Here is a 14,839-nt window from a genome sequence, read left to right as displayed (position 1 = left end):
ACCCACCGCGGACGTTCATGCGGATCAGGCACCGCGGACGTTTCACGCAGATCAGGCACCGCGGACGTTCATGCGGATCAGGCACCGCGGACGTTCATGCGGATCAGCCACCGCGGACGTTCATGCGGATCAGGCACCGCGGACGTTTCACGCAGATCAGGCACCGCGGACGTTCATGCGGATCAGGCACCGCGGACGTTCACACGGGCCGGCCTCCATGGTCGTTCACGCGGGTCAAGTCCCGGTCGTCAACGCGGGCCCGCCGCCGCTCAGTCGTTCAGCAGCGACAGGTCCTCCGACGTATGCGGAACGGCGACCGTCCCCCGGTCGTCCGGGAGCGTCTGCACCGTGAACATCGGCACGCCTCCCTTCGGGAGTTCCAGCATCCGGGACGCGTGCACGGCGCCGCCCGACTTCGGTACGACCGTCACGGCGTATCCCCCCTTGACACCCGACGGGACCGGTGGGGCAACGGACATACTGCTGCCGCCCTTGACCGTGTACGTCTTGCTCACGGCAGTACCGCCCCGGCTTCCCGCCGAGGAGATGACCTTCACCGTCGCCGTCCTGCCCGGTGCCACGAGGGAGAGGACCGACCCCTTGGCACGGTTGTCGGCGGCGGTGGCGCGCTCCTCGATTGCCGTCGTCGCGGGGATGAAGGCCGTCTCGCGCTTGCCCCCCTTGCCGCGCGTGACGCGCACAGCGGCCACGAACGGGGCCGGGGAGCTGCCTTCGGCGGGGCTCAGAATCAGCGAGCCGGGCTCGCCCTTCGTAACGTCGCCGAGGTCCACGGAAGTCGTCATGCCGCTCTTGACGTTGAGCGTCTCGTGGCCGGCCGGGGTGATCGGCCGGGACGGCGTGGCGAGCCGCACCTTCAGGTCGGCGTCCTCGTCGCCCGTCGCCAGCGCCACCAGCTCCACGGACGTGGCGTCCGAGGGGATGCCGGGCAGCACGGCGGACCCGGACGGATCGGCGGCGGACGGCAGCCAGTCGCCGCCGCGCTTGTCGTCGGTGGACTGCACGGAGGCGCCCACGCGGCCCGCGCGCGCGACGACATGCAGCGCGGCTCCGTCGGTCCGCTCGTCGGTCACGGTCGAGAGCAGCACCGGGATGCTGGACCGGGCCGGGACCGTGATCTCCTCCCCAGCAGCGGTCTTCAACGCGCCCTTGTTCCCGTACATCTCGAGGTCCACGACGGCCGCCGTGTCGTCGGGGTTGGTGAGGTGGATGTAGTCCTGCCGTTCCCTTGCGGTGGAGACACCCGGGAACCAGAAGTCGGTGTCCGGAGCCGTGCAGGCGGTGCCGGAGACCGAACGCCCGCTGCCCGAAACGATCACCGTGGTCTGCTGAGTGCTCCAGCCGGGCGCGAGCGCTCCGTCGGCCGTGCCGATCAGCGCCGGGGCCTCCGGGTCGGAGGTGGTGGCGGTCACCGGCGCGCCCGGCTTCTTCACTGCCACGACCGGCTTCGGCTCGCCGCCCTTGCCTTTCCGCTCCTCCTTGCCGTCCTTCTCCTTCGGCTCGCCGCCCTGCGCCTTCTCCGCGGCCAGCAGGTCCGCGCCGGCCTTCTGCGCGGCCGAACCGCCGCCCTCCCCCTTCGGCGTGAAGGAGGTGTACGTCGTCTCGGCCAGGTCGGACGTGGACGGCGCGGGGCACAGCAGCGCCGAACGCTCGACGGGCAGCCGGGCGGTGGTTGCGCGGGAGCCGACCGAGGCGTCGCCCGGGGCGGTGAGCGCGGCCACCCCGGTGGCCGCGGCCAGTGCCGTGGCCGCGGAGATCAGGGAGAGGGTCGTGCGGTTCACTGCTGGTCGCTCCCGTCGCGGCGGGGGCCGGGCTCGGTGCCGTCCCCGTACGTCGTGTCGCCGTACGCCCTCTGCCCGTAAGCGGGATCGCGGTAGTCAGGACCGCCGTACCCCGGATCCGGCTGGACCGGACCGCCGTAGGCTGCCGGATCGCCGTAGGCCGGGCCCCCGGGATCCGGGTTCGCATGGTTCCCATGGCCCGGGTCACCGTGGTTCCCGTGGGCGGCCGGACCACCGTGGTTCCCGTGGGCGGCCGGACCACCGTGGTCTCCATGGCCCGGGTCACCGTGGTTCCCGTGAGCGGCCGGACCACCGTGATTCCCATGGGCGGCCGGGTCCCCCACCCCCTGGCCCTGGTCACCCTGCGGCGGGTAGGCGCCTTCGGAGTAGGGCTGCTGGGCGGAGTAGCCGTACGGGTCGGTGTACTGACCGGCACCGTACTGGCCGTACTGCCCTGCCTGCGGCTCGTAGGTCCCGCCCCCGTAGGCGTCGGCCGGGTAGGGCGCGCCCTGGTACTGGTCCTGATAGCCGGCGTACGACGTCTGCGTCCGGCCCGCGTAGGCCTGCGGATCCCAGTCCCCGTACGGCTGTTGTTGCTGCGGGACACCGGCGTAGGCGTCCTGCCCGGGCGCGCCCGCCGGCTCCTGCGCCCGCGCGGGCTCGCCCGGCCCCGGCGCATCCGGCGCCACCGCTCCTCCGTCCGGACCCTGCGGTCCGGCCGAGGGGTCCTGGGCGGCCTGCGCCGCCTGATCCGCCTCCGCGGCGGCCCGCAGCCTGCGAGCCCGGCGTCCCTCGCCCTCCCCGGCCTGAGCCGGAACGGTGGCGACCGCCGGCTCCTGGTCGGGCATGTCGTCGTCGACGTCGCGCCGCCGGCCGGGAAGTGCCAGCACCAGCACGACGAGCGCGAGGAACCCCTGGGTCCACACCCATGCGGTGCGGGTGAACGGCGTCTCGTAGGTGAGGTCCAACCGGCCGCCGGACGCGGGCAGTTCGAATCCCTGGGCCCAGCCGTCGACGGTCGTCCCGGTGAGCGGCTTGCCGTCGAGGGTGGCCCGCCAGCCCGGTGCGGCCCGGTCCGCGATGCGGAGGATCCGGCCCTCCGTGCCGTCGGGGATGTCGGTGTGGGCCTCGACGGACTGGGCCGCCACGGGCAACGCTTCCGCCACCGTGCCGCTGCCGCCCGTGCCGCCGCCCCCCGCCCGGGCACCCCGAACCGGGAGGATCGTGATGCGTGCGACCTTCTCGTCCACGCGCCACAGGGCGCTGCCGTCCTGCTGGCTGAGCCGGGTCAGCCCGGGCGTCGAGTCCAGCACCCGGCTCATCTCGCGGGGCGCGCCGTCCCGTACGAGCACATAGCGCACCGCATAGCCGCCGAGCTGGCGGGTCTGGTCGGCGCCGGAGCCGGCGACGAGGTTGGCGACGATGCCGTCGAGGCGGCCGTCACCGCCGCTCGCCACGGACAGTTCGGCGTCGCCGAGGCGCGCACCGGACCCGCGCACCAGCGCGTACGAGACGTCGGCCGCCTGCTCGCCGCCGATGACGAGCGTGCGGGGCTGGTCGCGGGTGCCGCTCTCCTCGGCCACGAATGCCGGGACCTGGACCGGTTCGCTCCGCTCGAGGGGGCCGTCGGCCCCGCTGAACATCCATCCGAACGCGGCGAGCACCGGGGCCGCCGCGGCGGCAAGCGCGATCAGGGCCGCGACCGGCTGCCGCCAGCCGAAGTTCTGGGCGGCGACACGCTCGCGGGCACCCTCGGCGCCCACCGTGGCCGCCGTGATGAGCGCGATGCCGTAGACGAGTGTGGCCGGACCCGCCCAGCCGGAGCCGTTGGCGATCGCCGCGAAGAGCAGGCCGGTCAGCGCCACGGCCCAGGCGGTGCGGATGGTCCACTGCCGCTCGCCGCGCAGCAGGGCGGCGAGTCCCGCCAGCACCAGGCCGATCAGCAGCAGTCCGCCCGTGGCCTTCGGTCCGCCGGGGCCGACCGCCAGCAGGTCGAGGGCGGTCGCCGAGCCCTTGCCGTAGTCGAGCCCGGCCTCGCGGAGGAACGCCGACGGGCCGGTCAGCAGGGACAGGGACCAGGGAGCGAGGACGAGCAGGGGTGTCAGCTGCGCAACCGCGAACCGCAGCCCGTAGGCCGTCGGGTTCTCCTGCCGCCGGGCGCGCAGGACCAGCAGGGCGATGCCGAGCACAAGAGCGATCGGCCAGACGATCGGGGTGAAGGCGGTGGTCAGAGTGAGCAGGAGTGCGTAGGCCCATGCAGCGCGCCAGCTCGGTCGCGCGCCCCCGCCGCCCTGTCGCGGCAGCCGGAGTCCGCCCGCCGCCACGGCCGCACGTGCCATCAGCGGCAGCACGACGGCGAGGACCGCGGTGCCCAGTCTGCCGCCCGCGAGCGCGCCGGTGGCCGCAGGAAGGAACGCGTACGCGACGCTGCCCCAGGCGCGCAGCAGCCGGGAGTCGGTGAGGGGCCGGGACGCGAAGTACGCCGTCAGCCCGGCCAGTGGGACCGAGCAGACGAGCAGCAGGGTGACGGCGAGGCCGGTGCTGCCGAACAGCACGGTGGCGAGCGAGGCGACGACGGCGAGGTAGGGCGGCGCCGACTCCGTGCCGCCGACGCCGACCGCATGCCATCCCGCCGTGTACCGCGCCCAGAGTTCGGAAGCGTCGGCCGGGGCGGGCAGGAGGGCTCCGCCGGACAGCGCGCCGGGGCCCAGAAGGCCGCGGCAGGCGATGAGGGAGACCAGCAGCAGGACGAGGAAGAGCACCGGGGCCGGCTTGCGGGCGATCCGCTTCAGCCGCGCGAACTGCTCGATCTCCAGGAAGTCGGCGTCGTCGCCGCCGGGTCCGGATTCCACGGCCCCGTGCCGGCCGCCGGATGCCAGTTCGGGCTCGGACCGGCCGCCGAAGTTCCCCGCGACCGACTCCACGGTGGCCCGCAGGGTCGCTCCGGTCGGCGGGAACAGGTGGCGCAGCTCGCCCTGTTCTACCGCGGCCCGGCCGCGCCGTCTGCGGGCGGCGAGGACTCTGCCCGGCCGCAGCAGGACCGAGAGGAGACCGGTGACCTCGTCCACTGCCTGTCCCGGCACCTTGCCGACGAGATAGGCGAGCGTGCGCAGCAGGGTGCCGAGGACGAGCCGCAGCATCACGTACGGCAGCAGGGCGCCGCGGCTGTTGACGAGCATCGTGTAGACCGCGCCTGCCTTGTCGACGCGGTGCGGGCCGGCGACGGAACGGCCGGCGCAGTCGATGGGGCGCCGCTCGCGCGCGGACGCCTCGGCGTGCCGCAGGACGGCGTCGGGCGCGACGAGCACGCGGTGCCCGGCCGCCTGGGCGCGCCAGCACAGGTCGACGTCGTCACGCATGAGCGGGAGCCGCCGGTCGAAGCCGCCGAGCTCCTCCCATACGTCACGCCGGATGAGCATGCCGGCGGAGGAAACCGAGAGGACGGGCCTGACCTGGTCGTGCTGGCCCTGGTCCTGCTCGCGCCGGTCCAGCCCGGTCCATCGGCGGCCGCTGTTGGCGATGGAGACGCCGACCTCGAGGAGCTGCCTGCGGTCGTACCAGCCACGGAGTTTGGGCCCGATGATGACGGCCGAGGGACTCGCCTCGACGACGCGCAGCAGCTCGGCGAGCGCGCCGGGCTCGGGGGCGCAGTCGTCGTGCAGCAGCCAGAGCCACTGGACAGGCTCGCCGTGCGGCAACTCCGGCATGTCATAGGCCTCGTCCCGCCAAGTGCGCGTGACGGGATCCCAGCCGCTGGGCCGCCTCAGATAGGGCAGGTCCTCCGGCGTGAGCACGCCGGCGGTGCGGACCGCTTCGTCGACGGCCGCGCCGAAGCTGCTGCGGCGGGCGAGGTGGAGCACCCGGTCGGGACCGAGGGTTTCGGTGAGCAAGGCGGCCGATTCGTCGGCGCTGCCGGTGTCGGCGGCGATGACGCTCTGGACGGGGCGCTCCTGGCCGAGGAGGCCGGAGAGCGCTTGGGGCAGCCAGCGGGCGCCGTCGTGCGAGACGAGCACGGCAGTGACGACGTGCCGCGGAAACTCGGGAGCGGCGGCCCCGTGGTGGGCCGTCGGGTGGCTGTGCACGGACATCGAGGTACGGGCCCCTCCGGCCGGGGTACGGGGTCGCCCCCGGAAGACGGCTGTGCTGACTGCGGTTCGACGCGCTCCACCCGCACGGGTGTTGGCACGTCTCGGACGGGCCCCCACACTAACGGCTCGTCCGGACCGGGCCACCGCCCCTGTGGACAACCACCCTGTGGAAAGCAATCCGCCTCCCGTGCGCGGGGCACGGGAGGCGGGCGAGTTGAATTGTCGTGAATGACCGAACCGCCGGACTCATCCCGGGCCGGGGGCGCCCTTCGCCTCGGCTTCTCCGCAACAGCCTTGTCCCGCACGGCGGATGAAAGGCACAGAAGAGAAGACGGCGCCCCGAATCTGCGGGCGAACGCCGGTACCGCACTTCCCCGCCGTCATCCGCGCCCTCGACCGCCGGTCGACGACGACGGGGCCCGGGCCCGCGATACGAACGGGGCCCTGCGGGAACTGCGCAAGGTGCAGGAGCCCCAGGAGCCCGGGCCGGGAGCCGCTTCCGGTGAACGCGGCTCAGACCGCGGCCTTCTTCAGGCGGCGCCGTTCACGCTCGGAGAGGCCGCCCCAGATGCCGAACCGCTCGTCGTTGGCGAGGGCGTATTCAAGGCACTCGGACCGGACCTCGCAGGCAAGGCAGACCTTCTTTGCCTCACGCGTAGATCCACCTTTTTCCGGGAAGAACGACTCGGGATCGGTCTGGGCGCACAGCGCGCGCTCCTGCCACCCGAGCTCCTCGTCCGCCTCCTCGACCAGCAGTTGCTGGAACAGCTCGGTCATGTGCGCCCCTCGTCAGTCTTTGCTTCCCCGTGATGCTGCCGTTACCGATTACGGCCGAACGACACGAGTGAAATTACAAGTGCGCGGATCCAGGCCAGTCAAGCCGAGATCTGCTATTGGGGCCCTTATTCACTCTGCGGAACCAAGGCCATGCGGAAAGTGTTCAAATCGGCATAAACCATGACACCACCGCGGGACCCGCATCCGCGGTCCCGCCCTCCCACAAGAGGACGCAACCTTCGCGGATCCCGTTGCAATCCGATCACGGAAACGAAGCGGATCACGATGAGGTCACGAGACGGCAACGCCGTTTCCCCATAAGGGTGCTGACCGAACGGTGTGCCGCTGTCGCGCGACCTCTCCCGCTCGGACCGTGAACAAACCTTTCAGCAGGGAGGGCAACCGGATGAGGTGAAACATTGCCGCCGAATCGCGCATCAAGTTGACACCGGGCGGCGGAACCGCTCCACTTATGGACATGCCAGTGACGCACGCGCCCTTCCGGACACGGTCTCGCACCTCGTGCGACGCCGCGGTCCGCTGCGCCGTGCTGTCTCACTGTCGCTGTTTCAGCTGTTGATGCCCCCGCGCTCCAGCCATCTGTGCCCAAGACCTTCTCCCAGGGAAACCTCCGCACAATGAACAGCGACGTCCAGATCGCCGGCGATCCGCTTGCCATCCCTCACCTCCTGCCGCCCGCCCCGGCCCACCCGGCCACCGTCGCCGAGTTCTCCGGGCTCGCCCGTACGATCGCAGCCGACCGCGCGAGCTGGGCGCATCTCGTCGAGTACGACGCGACCACCCGCTGGTACCACCGACTGCGCACCGGGCCCGGCTACGAGGTCTGGCTGCTGAGCTGGGTTCCCGGTCAGGGCAGCGGTATGCACGACCACGGCCGCTCGTCCGGTGTACTCACCGTCCTCGAAGGGGAGTTGACCGAGCGCACCGCGCGCGGTGAGCGTGCGCTGGGCGCCGGCGCGCAGCGCGCCTTCGCGCCCGGATATGTGCACGAGGTGGTCAACGACGCGCTGACACCCGCCGTCAGCCTGCACATCTACTTCCCCGGCCTGACCGAGATGACGATGCACACCGCCCAGTGCCGCACCCCCGACGCCCTGGAGGGCGTGCACGCCTGACGCGCCTTCGCCCCGTCCACGACCCGGCCCGCGCTCTCGCGACCGCGAGGAAACGATCGCCCTCCGGCTGACACACTGTCCCCATGCGCATTGTGGTTCTGGCCGGCGGCATCGGCGGCGCCCGTTTTCTCCGCGGTCTCAAGTCGGCCGCTCCCGACGCGGACATCACCGTCATCGGCAACACCGGTGACGACATCCATCTGTTCGGGCTCAAGGTCTGCCCGGACCTCGACACGGTGATGTACACACTCGGCGACGGCATCCATGAGGAACAAGGCTGGGGCCGCGCCGATGAGACGTTCGCCGTCAAGGAGGAGCTGGCCGCCTACGGCGTCGGCCCCGAGTGGTTCGGGCTCGGCGACCGCGACTTCGCCACCCACATCGTCCGCACCCAGATGATCGGCGCCGGTTATCCCCTCAGCGCGGTGACCGAGGCGCTGTGCACGCGCTGGGAGCCGGGCGTGCGGCTGCTGCCGATGACGGACGACCGCGTCGAAACGCACGTACTGATCGACACCGCGGACCTCGCCGGGGGCGACGGCGGCGAGGGCCGCAAGGCGGTGCACTTCCAGGAGTACTGGGTGCGGCTGCGCGCCTCCGTGCCCGCGTACGCCGTCGTGCCGGTCGGGGCCGACCAGGCCAAGCCCGCGCCCGGTGTGCTGGACGCCATCGCCGAGGCGGACGTCGTCCTCTTCCCGCCGTCCAATCCGGTCGTCAGCATCGGAACGATCCTTGCCGTACCGGGAATTCGGGAGGCCATCGCCGACGCGGGCGTGCCGGTGGTCGGCCTCTCCCCCATCGTCGGGGACGCGCCCGTGCGCGGCATGGCGGACAAGGTGCTCAGCGCTGTGGGCGTCGAGTCGACCGCCGCCGCGGTCGCCCGGCACTACGGATCCGGACTGCTCGACGGCTGGCTCGTCGACACGGTCGACGCCAAGTCCGTGGACGAGGTCGAGGCGGCGGGCATCCGCTGCGTGGCCGTTCCGCTGATGATGACGGACCTCGAAGCCACCGCCCGTATGGCCGCGGAGGCCCTCGCGCTGGCCGAAGAGGTACGGGCGTGAGCGGGGGCGCGGCGGAGGTGCCGTCGTACCGGGTGTGGGCGCTGCCCGGGCTCCCCGAAGTCGCGGCGGGCGACGACCTCGCCAAGCTCATCGCCGACGCGGCCACCGTGAAGGGCTTGCCGGGGCTCGCGCACGGTGATGTCCTGGTCGTCACCTCGAAGATCGTCAGCAAGGCGGAGGGGCGGATCGTCGAGGCACGGGACCGCGAGGCGGCGATCGACGCTGAGACCGTACGGGTGGTGGCGCGCCGCGGGCCGCTGCGGATCGTCGAGACGCGGCACGGCTTCGTCATGGCGGCGGCCGGGGTCGACGCGTCCAACACCCCTGCGGGAACCGTGCTGTTGCTGCCCGAGGACCCGGACGCCTCGGCCCGCAGGATACGGGAGGGCGTACGGGACGCGCTGGGTGTGGATGTCGGCGTCGTGGTCACCGACACCTTCGGACGGCCCTGGCGTGACGGACTCACGGATGTCGCGATCGGCGCTTCCGGTGTGCGCGTTCTGGACGATCTGCGCGGCGGAACCGACGCCCATGGCAATCCGCTGAGCGCGACGGTCGTCGCGACGGCCGACGAACTGGCAGCCGCCGGGGACCTGGTGAAGGGGAAGGCCGACGGACTGCCGGTCGCCGTCCTGCGCGGGCTGCCGCACCTCGTGGCGGAGGAACACGGCGAGGGCGCGCGGGCGGTGGTGCGCTCCCCCGCCGACGACATGTTCCGGCTCGGGACCTCGGAGGCCGTACGGGAGGCGGTGACGCTGCGGCGTACGGTCCGGGAGTTCACGTCCGACCCGGTCGACGGCGCCGCCGTCCGTCGCGCCGTCACTGCGGCAGTGACGGCGCCCGCACCGCATCACACGACGCCGTGGCGGTTCGTCCTGCTGGAGTCGGCGGAGGCACGGGAGGGGATGCTCGACGCGATGCGGGACGCGTGGATCACCGATCTGCGCGGGGACGGGTTCTCCGAGGAGAGCATCGCGAAGCGGGTACGGCGCGGTGATGTGCTGCGCAAAGCCCCGTATCTGATCGTGCCGTGCCTGGTGATGGACGGCTCGCACACCTACCCCGACGACCGGCGGAACTCCGCCGAGCGGGAGATGTTCGTGGTGGCGTCCGGAGCGGCCGTGCAGAACCTGCTGGTGGCCCTGGCCGGAGAACGGCTGGGCTCGGCCTGGATCTCTTCCACGATGTTCTGCCGCGAAGTGGTGCGGGAGAAGCTGGGGCTGCCCGGGGACTGGGATCCGATGGGTGCGGTGGCGGTCGGGCATGCGGCGGCGCCGCCGAAGGACCGTCCGGCGCGGGACGCGGCGGCGTTCCTGGAGGTCCGCTAGCCACCGGGCGCCCGACCGGGGTTCAGCGGGCGCCCGACCGGGGTTCAGCGGGCGCCCGACCGGGGTTCAGATCGTGCTGATGTCCTTCGGGGCGAAGCGCGGCGCCCTGCGCGGCGGGGTGCGGCCCGACAGCAGGATCAGCCGGCACGCGCGGTGACGCTGCCCGTCGCCCTGCTCCCCATAAGGGGCGAGGAGTTCGAGCATCCTGGCGTCGTCGGTACCGCGTTCGCCGGTGAGCGCATAGCCGACGATCTTCGGCACATGCACGTCGCCGACCGTGACCGCGTCGGCGGCACCGTTGCTGCGCTGCAGCGTCTCGGCCGCCGTCCAGGGGCCGATGCCGGGGATCAGTTGGAGCCGGTGGAGGGCGGCGGGCAGGTCCATGGACACCGCCTCCTCCAGGCGGCGGGCGACGCGGGCTGCTCGGACGATCGTCGCAGAGCGCTTGCCGTCGACCCCCGCGCGGTGGAACTCCCAGGACGGGAGCATCGCCCAGCCGCGCGCGTCCGGCATCACGTACAGGCGGTTCTGCGGGCCCGGGGCGGGTTCGCCGTGGCGCTGCAGCAGCAGCCGCCATGCGCGGTACGCCTCGTCGCTGGTGACCTTCTGCTCCAGGATCGCCGGCACGAGGGACTCCAGGACCAGACCCGTACGGGTGAGCCGCAGGCCCGGGCGGAGGCGGTGCATCTCGTGGACAAGCCGGTGGCGCGGGACGAACGGCGACGGGTCGTCCTCGGCTCCGAGGAGGGCCGGGAGACCCTCGAGCAGCCAGTCGGCGCCGGGCCCCCACGCCTCCGCCTCGACCTCTCCGCCACGGACGCCCAGCCGCAGCGTGCCCGGCCCCGCGGGCGTACGGGTGGCCCGCCAGATCGAGCCGTCCGGGGTCACGCGGAAAGAGGGGTCGCCGGGGCCGCGGCGCAGGGGCCCGACGGTCAGCCCCAGGTCGAGCGGTCCGGGTGGTGCCCAGCGGCGGGTCGCCGGGGCCGTGTGCCGCCGGGGCGCCGGCACGCGCAGCGCTCCGCCGCGCACAGTGGTGCGCGTGAGCCGGTCGGCGTCGGGGTTCACGGGTCCTTCCTCGGGGTCGCTCTACGAGCCTAGGCCGCATTCCGGACCGCCACTCGTCCGGCCGGCCACTGGTCGGGCCGGTTACTCGTCCGAGGAGAAGCGGATCGCGCGCTCGGGGATCGTTGCATCGCACCACACGCGTACGCCGTCCCGCAGCTCGTTCTCCGGGCCGACCTCCGCGCCGTCGCCGATGACCGCGCCCGCCAGGACCGCACGGGCACCGATCCGGGACCGCGCGCCGATCAGCGAGTCCTGGATCTGCGCACCCGGTTCGACGACCGCGCCGTCGAGGACCGTGGAGCCGTGGACCCGCGCGCCCTCGCCGACGACGGCGCCGGCGCCGATCACGGTGCCCCCGGTCAGCTTTGCGTCGGCCGCGACCCGCGCGCCCTCGAGGACGAGCCGTTCGCCGCACCGCCCGGGGACGGCCGGGGACGGCGCATGTCCGAGGACGAGGTCGGCAGAGCCCCGGACGAACGCCTGCGGGGTGCCGAGGTCGAGCCAGTACGTCGAGTCGACCATGCCCTGGAGGTGTGCTCCGGCGGCGAGCAGGCCGGGGAAGGTCTCGCGTTCGACCGAGACGGGACGTCCGGCCGGGATCGAATCGATCACGGAACGGTTGAAGACGTACGCGCCCGCGTTGATCTGGTCGGTGACGATCTCCTCGGGGGTCTGCGGCTTCTCCAGAAAGGCCGTGACCCTGCCGCTGCCGTCGGTGGGGACGAGGCCGAACCTGCGCGGGTCCTCTACCCGCGTCAGGTGCAGGGAGACGTCCGCACCGGAGGAGGAGTGGGTGTCCACCAGGGCGGGGATGTCGAGCCCGGTGAGGATGTCGCCGTTGAAGATGAGCACCGGCTCGTCGGGGCCCGAGTGCAGGCGCGAGGCGACGTTGCGGATCGCTCCGCCCGTGCCGAGCGGCTCCACCTCGGTGACATACTCGAGGTGCAGGCCGAGCGAGGAGCCGTCGCCGAAGTGCGGCTCGAACACCTCGGCGAGATAGGACGTGGCGAGCACGATGTGCTCCACGCCTGCGGCCCGGGCACGAGCCAACTGGTGGGTGAGGAACGGCACACCGGCCGCCGGGACCATGGGCTTGGGCGTGTGCACCGTCAGCGGACGCAGCCGCGTGCCCTTGCCGCCGACCAGGAGGATCGCTTCTGTCACCGTGTCGTCTCTGCTTCCTGCCGGGCCGGTCGGGGTCGATGCGTCAGTGTATGCAGACGGTGAACCACCGGCGTGGACTGACGCACGTACGTGCGTGGGGAACGGGACGGCCCGCCGGCGCACCGGGGGTTCCGGTGGGTCCGGCGGGCCGGTTCCGTCCCGATGCGGATCAGCGCCCCTGGAGTTTGGCCGAAGTGGACCGGGTGCTGCCGAGCTTGCCGTAGAGCCTGGCTCCGGGGCACTCGGTGACGAAGCCGTCGCGGTGCCCGGAGATGACATTCATGGACACCCGGGTGCCCTTCCTGTACTTGTTGCTGCCGCCCGAGACGAGGGCGACCTTCCCCCGCGGGTTCGCCCCGAACAGGCCGAGCTTCCAGGCCGTCAGCTTGGAGACGCCGGCGACGGCGGCTGCGGGCGGGTTGGAGCTGGAGTACGTCCCGAGGACGGCGATGCCCATGGTGTTGGTGTTGAAGCCGAGGGTGTGCGCGCCCATGACGGGCCTGGCGACGCCGCCGGCACGGCCCTCGTAGATGGTTCCGCACTTGTCGACGACGAAGTTGTAGCCGAAGTCCCGCCAGCCGCTGCTTTTGACGTGGAAGCGGTAGATGCTGCGCAGGATCGCGGGAACCTGCTTGCAGGTGTAGTAGTTGCCGGTCGCGCTGTGGTGGACGAACGCGGCTTTCACGGTCTTGGTGTAGAGGAACTCCCGCTCGCGCAGCTTCTCGTCCGCGCCCCAGCCCGCGCGGGTGACGATGCCCGGGCGTGGACCGATGTACGGGCGGGCGGCGGCGGAGCCGCTGGACCCCGTGACCTCCTCCGCCTCCTGCTCCGTCTCCTCCTTGTCGAGCGGGGTGATCTGGGTGGCCCCCATCGAGGCGAATTCGGCGTTGACCGCGGAGCTGGCCGACTCCTCGGGCGACAGGGTGCGTCCCTTGGGAGCCTCGCTCTCGCTGCCCGGCTCCTCGTCCTCCGGGTCGTCACCGGGGTTGACCAGTTCGATGCGCAGCCCGCCGGGCAGGCCCGCGGGGCCGGAGCGGCCGGACGCGTCCTCGCCCAGCGCCCGTACCTGCACGCCGACGGAGTCGCCGACCCACAGCGGGGCGCTGCTGCCGCGTGCGTGTCCGGAGGTACGTTCCGGCGAGCCCTGGTCGGGCATGTCGTCGTTGTGGGTCTGGATGTCCTGCCAGGGCGACCACTTGTGCGTACCCGCGTCCTTGGTACGCACCTGGGCCCGGCCGTGGAACACCTTGGTGGCGTCGTCCCAGACGATGCCGACGAGCGAGAACGGCTTGACGTCCCGGGCCGCCACTCCCGCCGCGGCGGCACCTTGGGGTACGGCGGCGCGGGCGCGGTCGGAGGCTCCCAGCGGGCCGAGCGGCAGCGACTGGGTGCTGCCGGGCACCCGGGAGGGCTTGGCGGCGCGTTGGGGGTGTGCGGCGGTCGCTCCCGCCGGCAGGGCGAACGGAAGGGCGAGTGCGGCCGCGCAGGCCACGCCGATCGAGGAAGCAAGTAGTGCACGCATGGTTCAGATCGTGGCCATGAACCGACAAATCTGCCATTCGTAACTTGACGGACAGTCTGCGGAACCCTGGTCCCCGATGCGTACGGCCGCCCGGCCCAACCGATCCGGTACGCGTACGCTTGCGCGGGTGAACGCCACCGATCGCACCCCTGCCGACCTGCTGCGATCCGCGCTCGCCGCGGACCCGGCCCGCCCGCTGGTCACCTTCTACGACGACGCCACCGGGGAACGCGTCGAACTCTCCGTGGCGACCTTCGCCAATTGGGTGGCGAAGACGGCCAATCTCCTGCAGGACGACCTCGCCGCAGAACCGGGTGACCGGCTGGCGTTGCTGCTGCCAGCGCACTGGCAGACGGCCGTCTGGGTGATCGCGTGCTCCTCCACCGGCGTCGTCGCGGACGTCGGCGGCGACCCGGCGTCCGCGGACGTGGTGGTCGCCGGACCGGACTCGCTGGAGGCCGCCCGCGCCTGCTCCGGTGAGCGCGTGGCGCTCAGTCTGCGCCCGCTCGGGGCGCGCTTCCCCGAGGCGCCGCCGGGGTTCGTCGACTACGCGGTGGAGGTGCCGAGCCAGGGCGACCGCTTCGCGCCGTACGCGCCGGTGGATCCGGACGCGCCGGCGCTGGCCTTCGCGGGAAGCGGCGAACTGACGGGCGCCCGGATGGTGGAGCGAGCCCGGGCCGACGCGGTGGCGCGCGGCCTCACCCCGGTGTCCCGCCTGCTGTCCGGCCTGCCGTACGACACCTGGGACGGGATGTCGGCCGGGCTGCTGGCCCCGCTGGCGGCCGGGGGGTCGGTGGTGCTCTGCCGGAACCTCGACGAACTGGCCCCGGACGCGCTGGAGCAGCGCCGGGAGAACGAGCGGGTCACCGTCACCGCCGTCTGAGCGCCGCGTCGCG

The 14,839-nt window shown here is 72.6% G+C and carries 10 protein-coding genes; 4 read left to right on the top strand and 6 right to left on the bottom strand.

Features of this window, described 5'->3' with window-relative positions; all coding sequences use genetic code 11:
* Positions 1-269: 269 nt before the first annotated feature.
* From AB0M26_RS01995 to AB0M26_RS01985, 3 genes are all read right to left on the bottom strand, one after another.
* On the bottom strand, positions 270-1,799 hold the full coding sequence (locus AB0M26_RS01995) for a DUF5719 family protein (protein WP_365252907.1): 1,530 nt from the start codon (positions 1,797-1,799) through the stop codon (positions 270-272).
* The gene (locus AB0M26_RS01990; protein ID WP_365252904.1) at positions 1,796-5,887 is read right to left on the bottom strand and encodes a glycosyltransferase; all 4,092 of its coding nucleotides are present in this window, start codon (positions 5,885-5,887) and stop codon (positions 1,796-1,798) included. Before AB0M26_RS01990 ends, AB0M26_RS01995 begins: the two co-directional genes overlap by 4 nt.
* 513 nt (positions 5,888-6,400) lie before the next feature.
* Positions 6,401-6,664 (bottom strand): WhiB family transcriptional regulator, encoded by a 264-nt coding sequence (locus tag AB0M26_RS01985; RefSeq protein WP_004952403.1) that lies wholly within the window; start codon positions 6,662-6,664, stop codon positions 6,401-6,403.
* 638 nt (positions 6,665-7,302) lie between these two features.
* Here AB0M26_RS01985 and AB0M26_RS01980 point away from each other — a divergent pair.
* The 3 genes from AB0M26_RS01980 to AB0M26_RS01970 all read left to right on the top strand — a co-directional run bounded on the left by AB0M26_RS01980 (position 7,303) and on the right by AB0M26_RS01970 (position 10,192).
* Positions 7,303-7,800, top strand: a complete 498-nt coding sequence (locus tag AB0M26_RS01980) for a cysteine dioxygenase family protein (protein ID WP_365252900.1) — start codon at positions 7,303-7,305, stop codon at positions 7,798-7,800.
* Positions 7,801-7,883: 83 nt separating this feature from the next.
* Positions 7,884-8,864 (top strand): 2-phospho-L-lactate transferase, encoded by a 981-nt coding sequence (gene cofD / locus AB0M26_RS01975; RefSeq protein ID WP_365252897.1) that lies wholly within the window; start codon positions 7,884-7,886, stop codon positions 8,862-8,864.
* Positions 8,861-10,192: a coenzyme F420-0:L-glutamate ligase gene (locus AB0M26_RS01970; RefSeq protein ID WP_365252894.1), complete on the top strand. Its 1,332-nt coding sequence runs from the start codon at positions 8,861-8,863 to the stop codon at positions 10,190-10,192. Before cofD ends, AB0M26_RS01970 begins: the two co-directional genes overlap by 4 nt.
* Positions 10,193-10,258: 66 nt before the next feature.
* Here the strand turns inward: AB0M26_RS01970 and AB0M26_RS01965 are convergent, their stop codons facing one another.
* From AB0M26_RS01965 to AB0M26_RS01955, 3 genes are all read right to left on the bottom strand, one after another.
* Positions 10,259-11,206 (bottom strand): DNA-3-methyladenine glycosylase 2 family protein, encoded by a 948-nt coding sequence (locus AB0M26_RS01965; protein ID WP_365253033.1) that lies wholly within the window; start codon positions 11,204-11,206, stop codon positions 10,259-10,261.
* Positions 11,207-11,338: 132 nt separating this feature from the next.
* Entirely contained in the window at positions 11,339-12,421 is a 1,083-nt protein-coding gene (locus tag AB0M26_RS01960) for an NDP-sugar synthase (protein WP_365252891.1), read from the bottom strand.
* A 169-nt stretch (positions 12,422-12,590) separates the two neighbouring features.
* Positions 12,591-13,943 carry an N-acetylmuramoyl-L-alanine amidase gene (locus tag AB0M26_RS01955; protein WP_365252888.1) on the bottom strand — a complete coding sequence of 451 codons (1,353 nt, stop codon included), beginning with the start codon at positions 13,941-13,943 and terminating at the stop codon, positions 12,591-12,593.
* 127 nt (positions 13,944-14,070) lie between these two features.
* Here AB0M26_RS01955 and AB0M26_RS01950 point away from each other — a divergent pair, with 127 nt between their 5' ends.
* Positions 14,071-14,826, top strand: a complete 756-nt coding sequence (locus tag AB0M26_RS01950) for a TIGR03089 family protein (RefSeq protein ID WP_365252885.1) — start codon at positions 14,071-14,073, stop codon at positions 14,824-14,826.
* The last annotated feature ends 13 nt before the right edge of the window (positions 14,827-14,839 follow it).

It is taken from the genome of Streptomyces sp. NPDC051776, from assembly GCF_040681345.1.
Classification (GTDB): Bacteria; Actinomycetota; Actinomycetes; order Streptomycetales; family Streptomycetaceae; genus Streptomyces.
The sequence above is the reverse complement of the archived record's forward strand: the minus strand, read 5'-3'. Positions and strand labels throughout refer to the sequence as shown.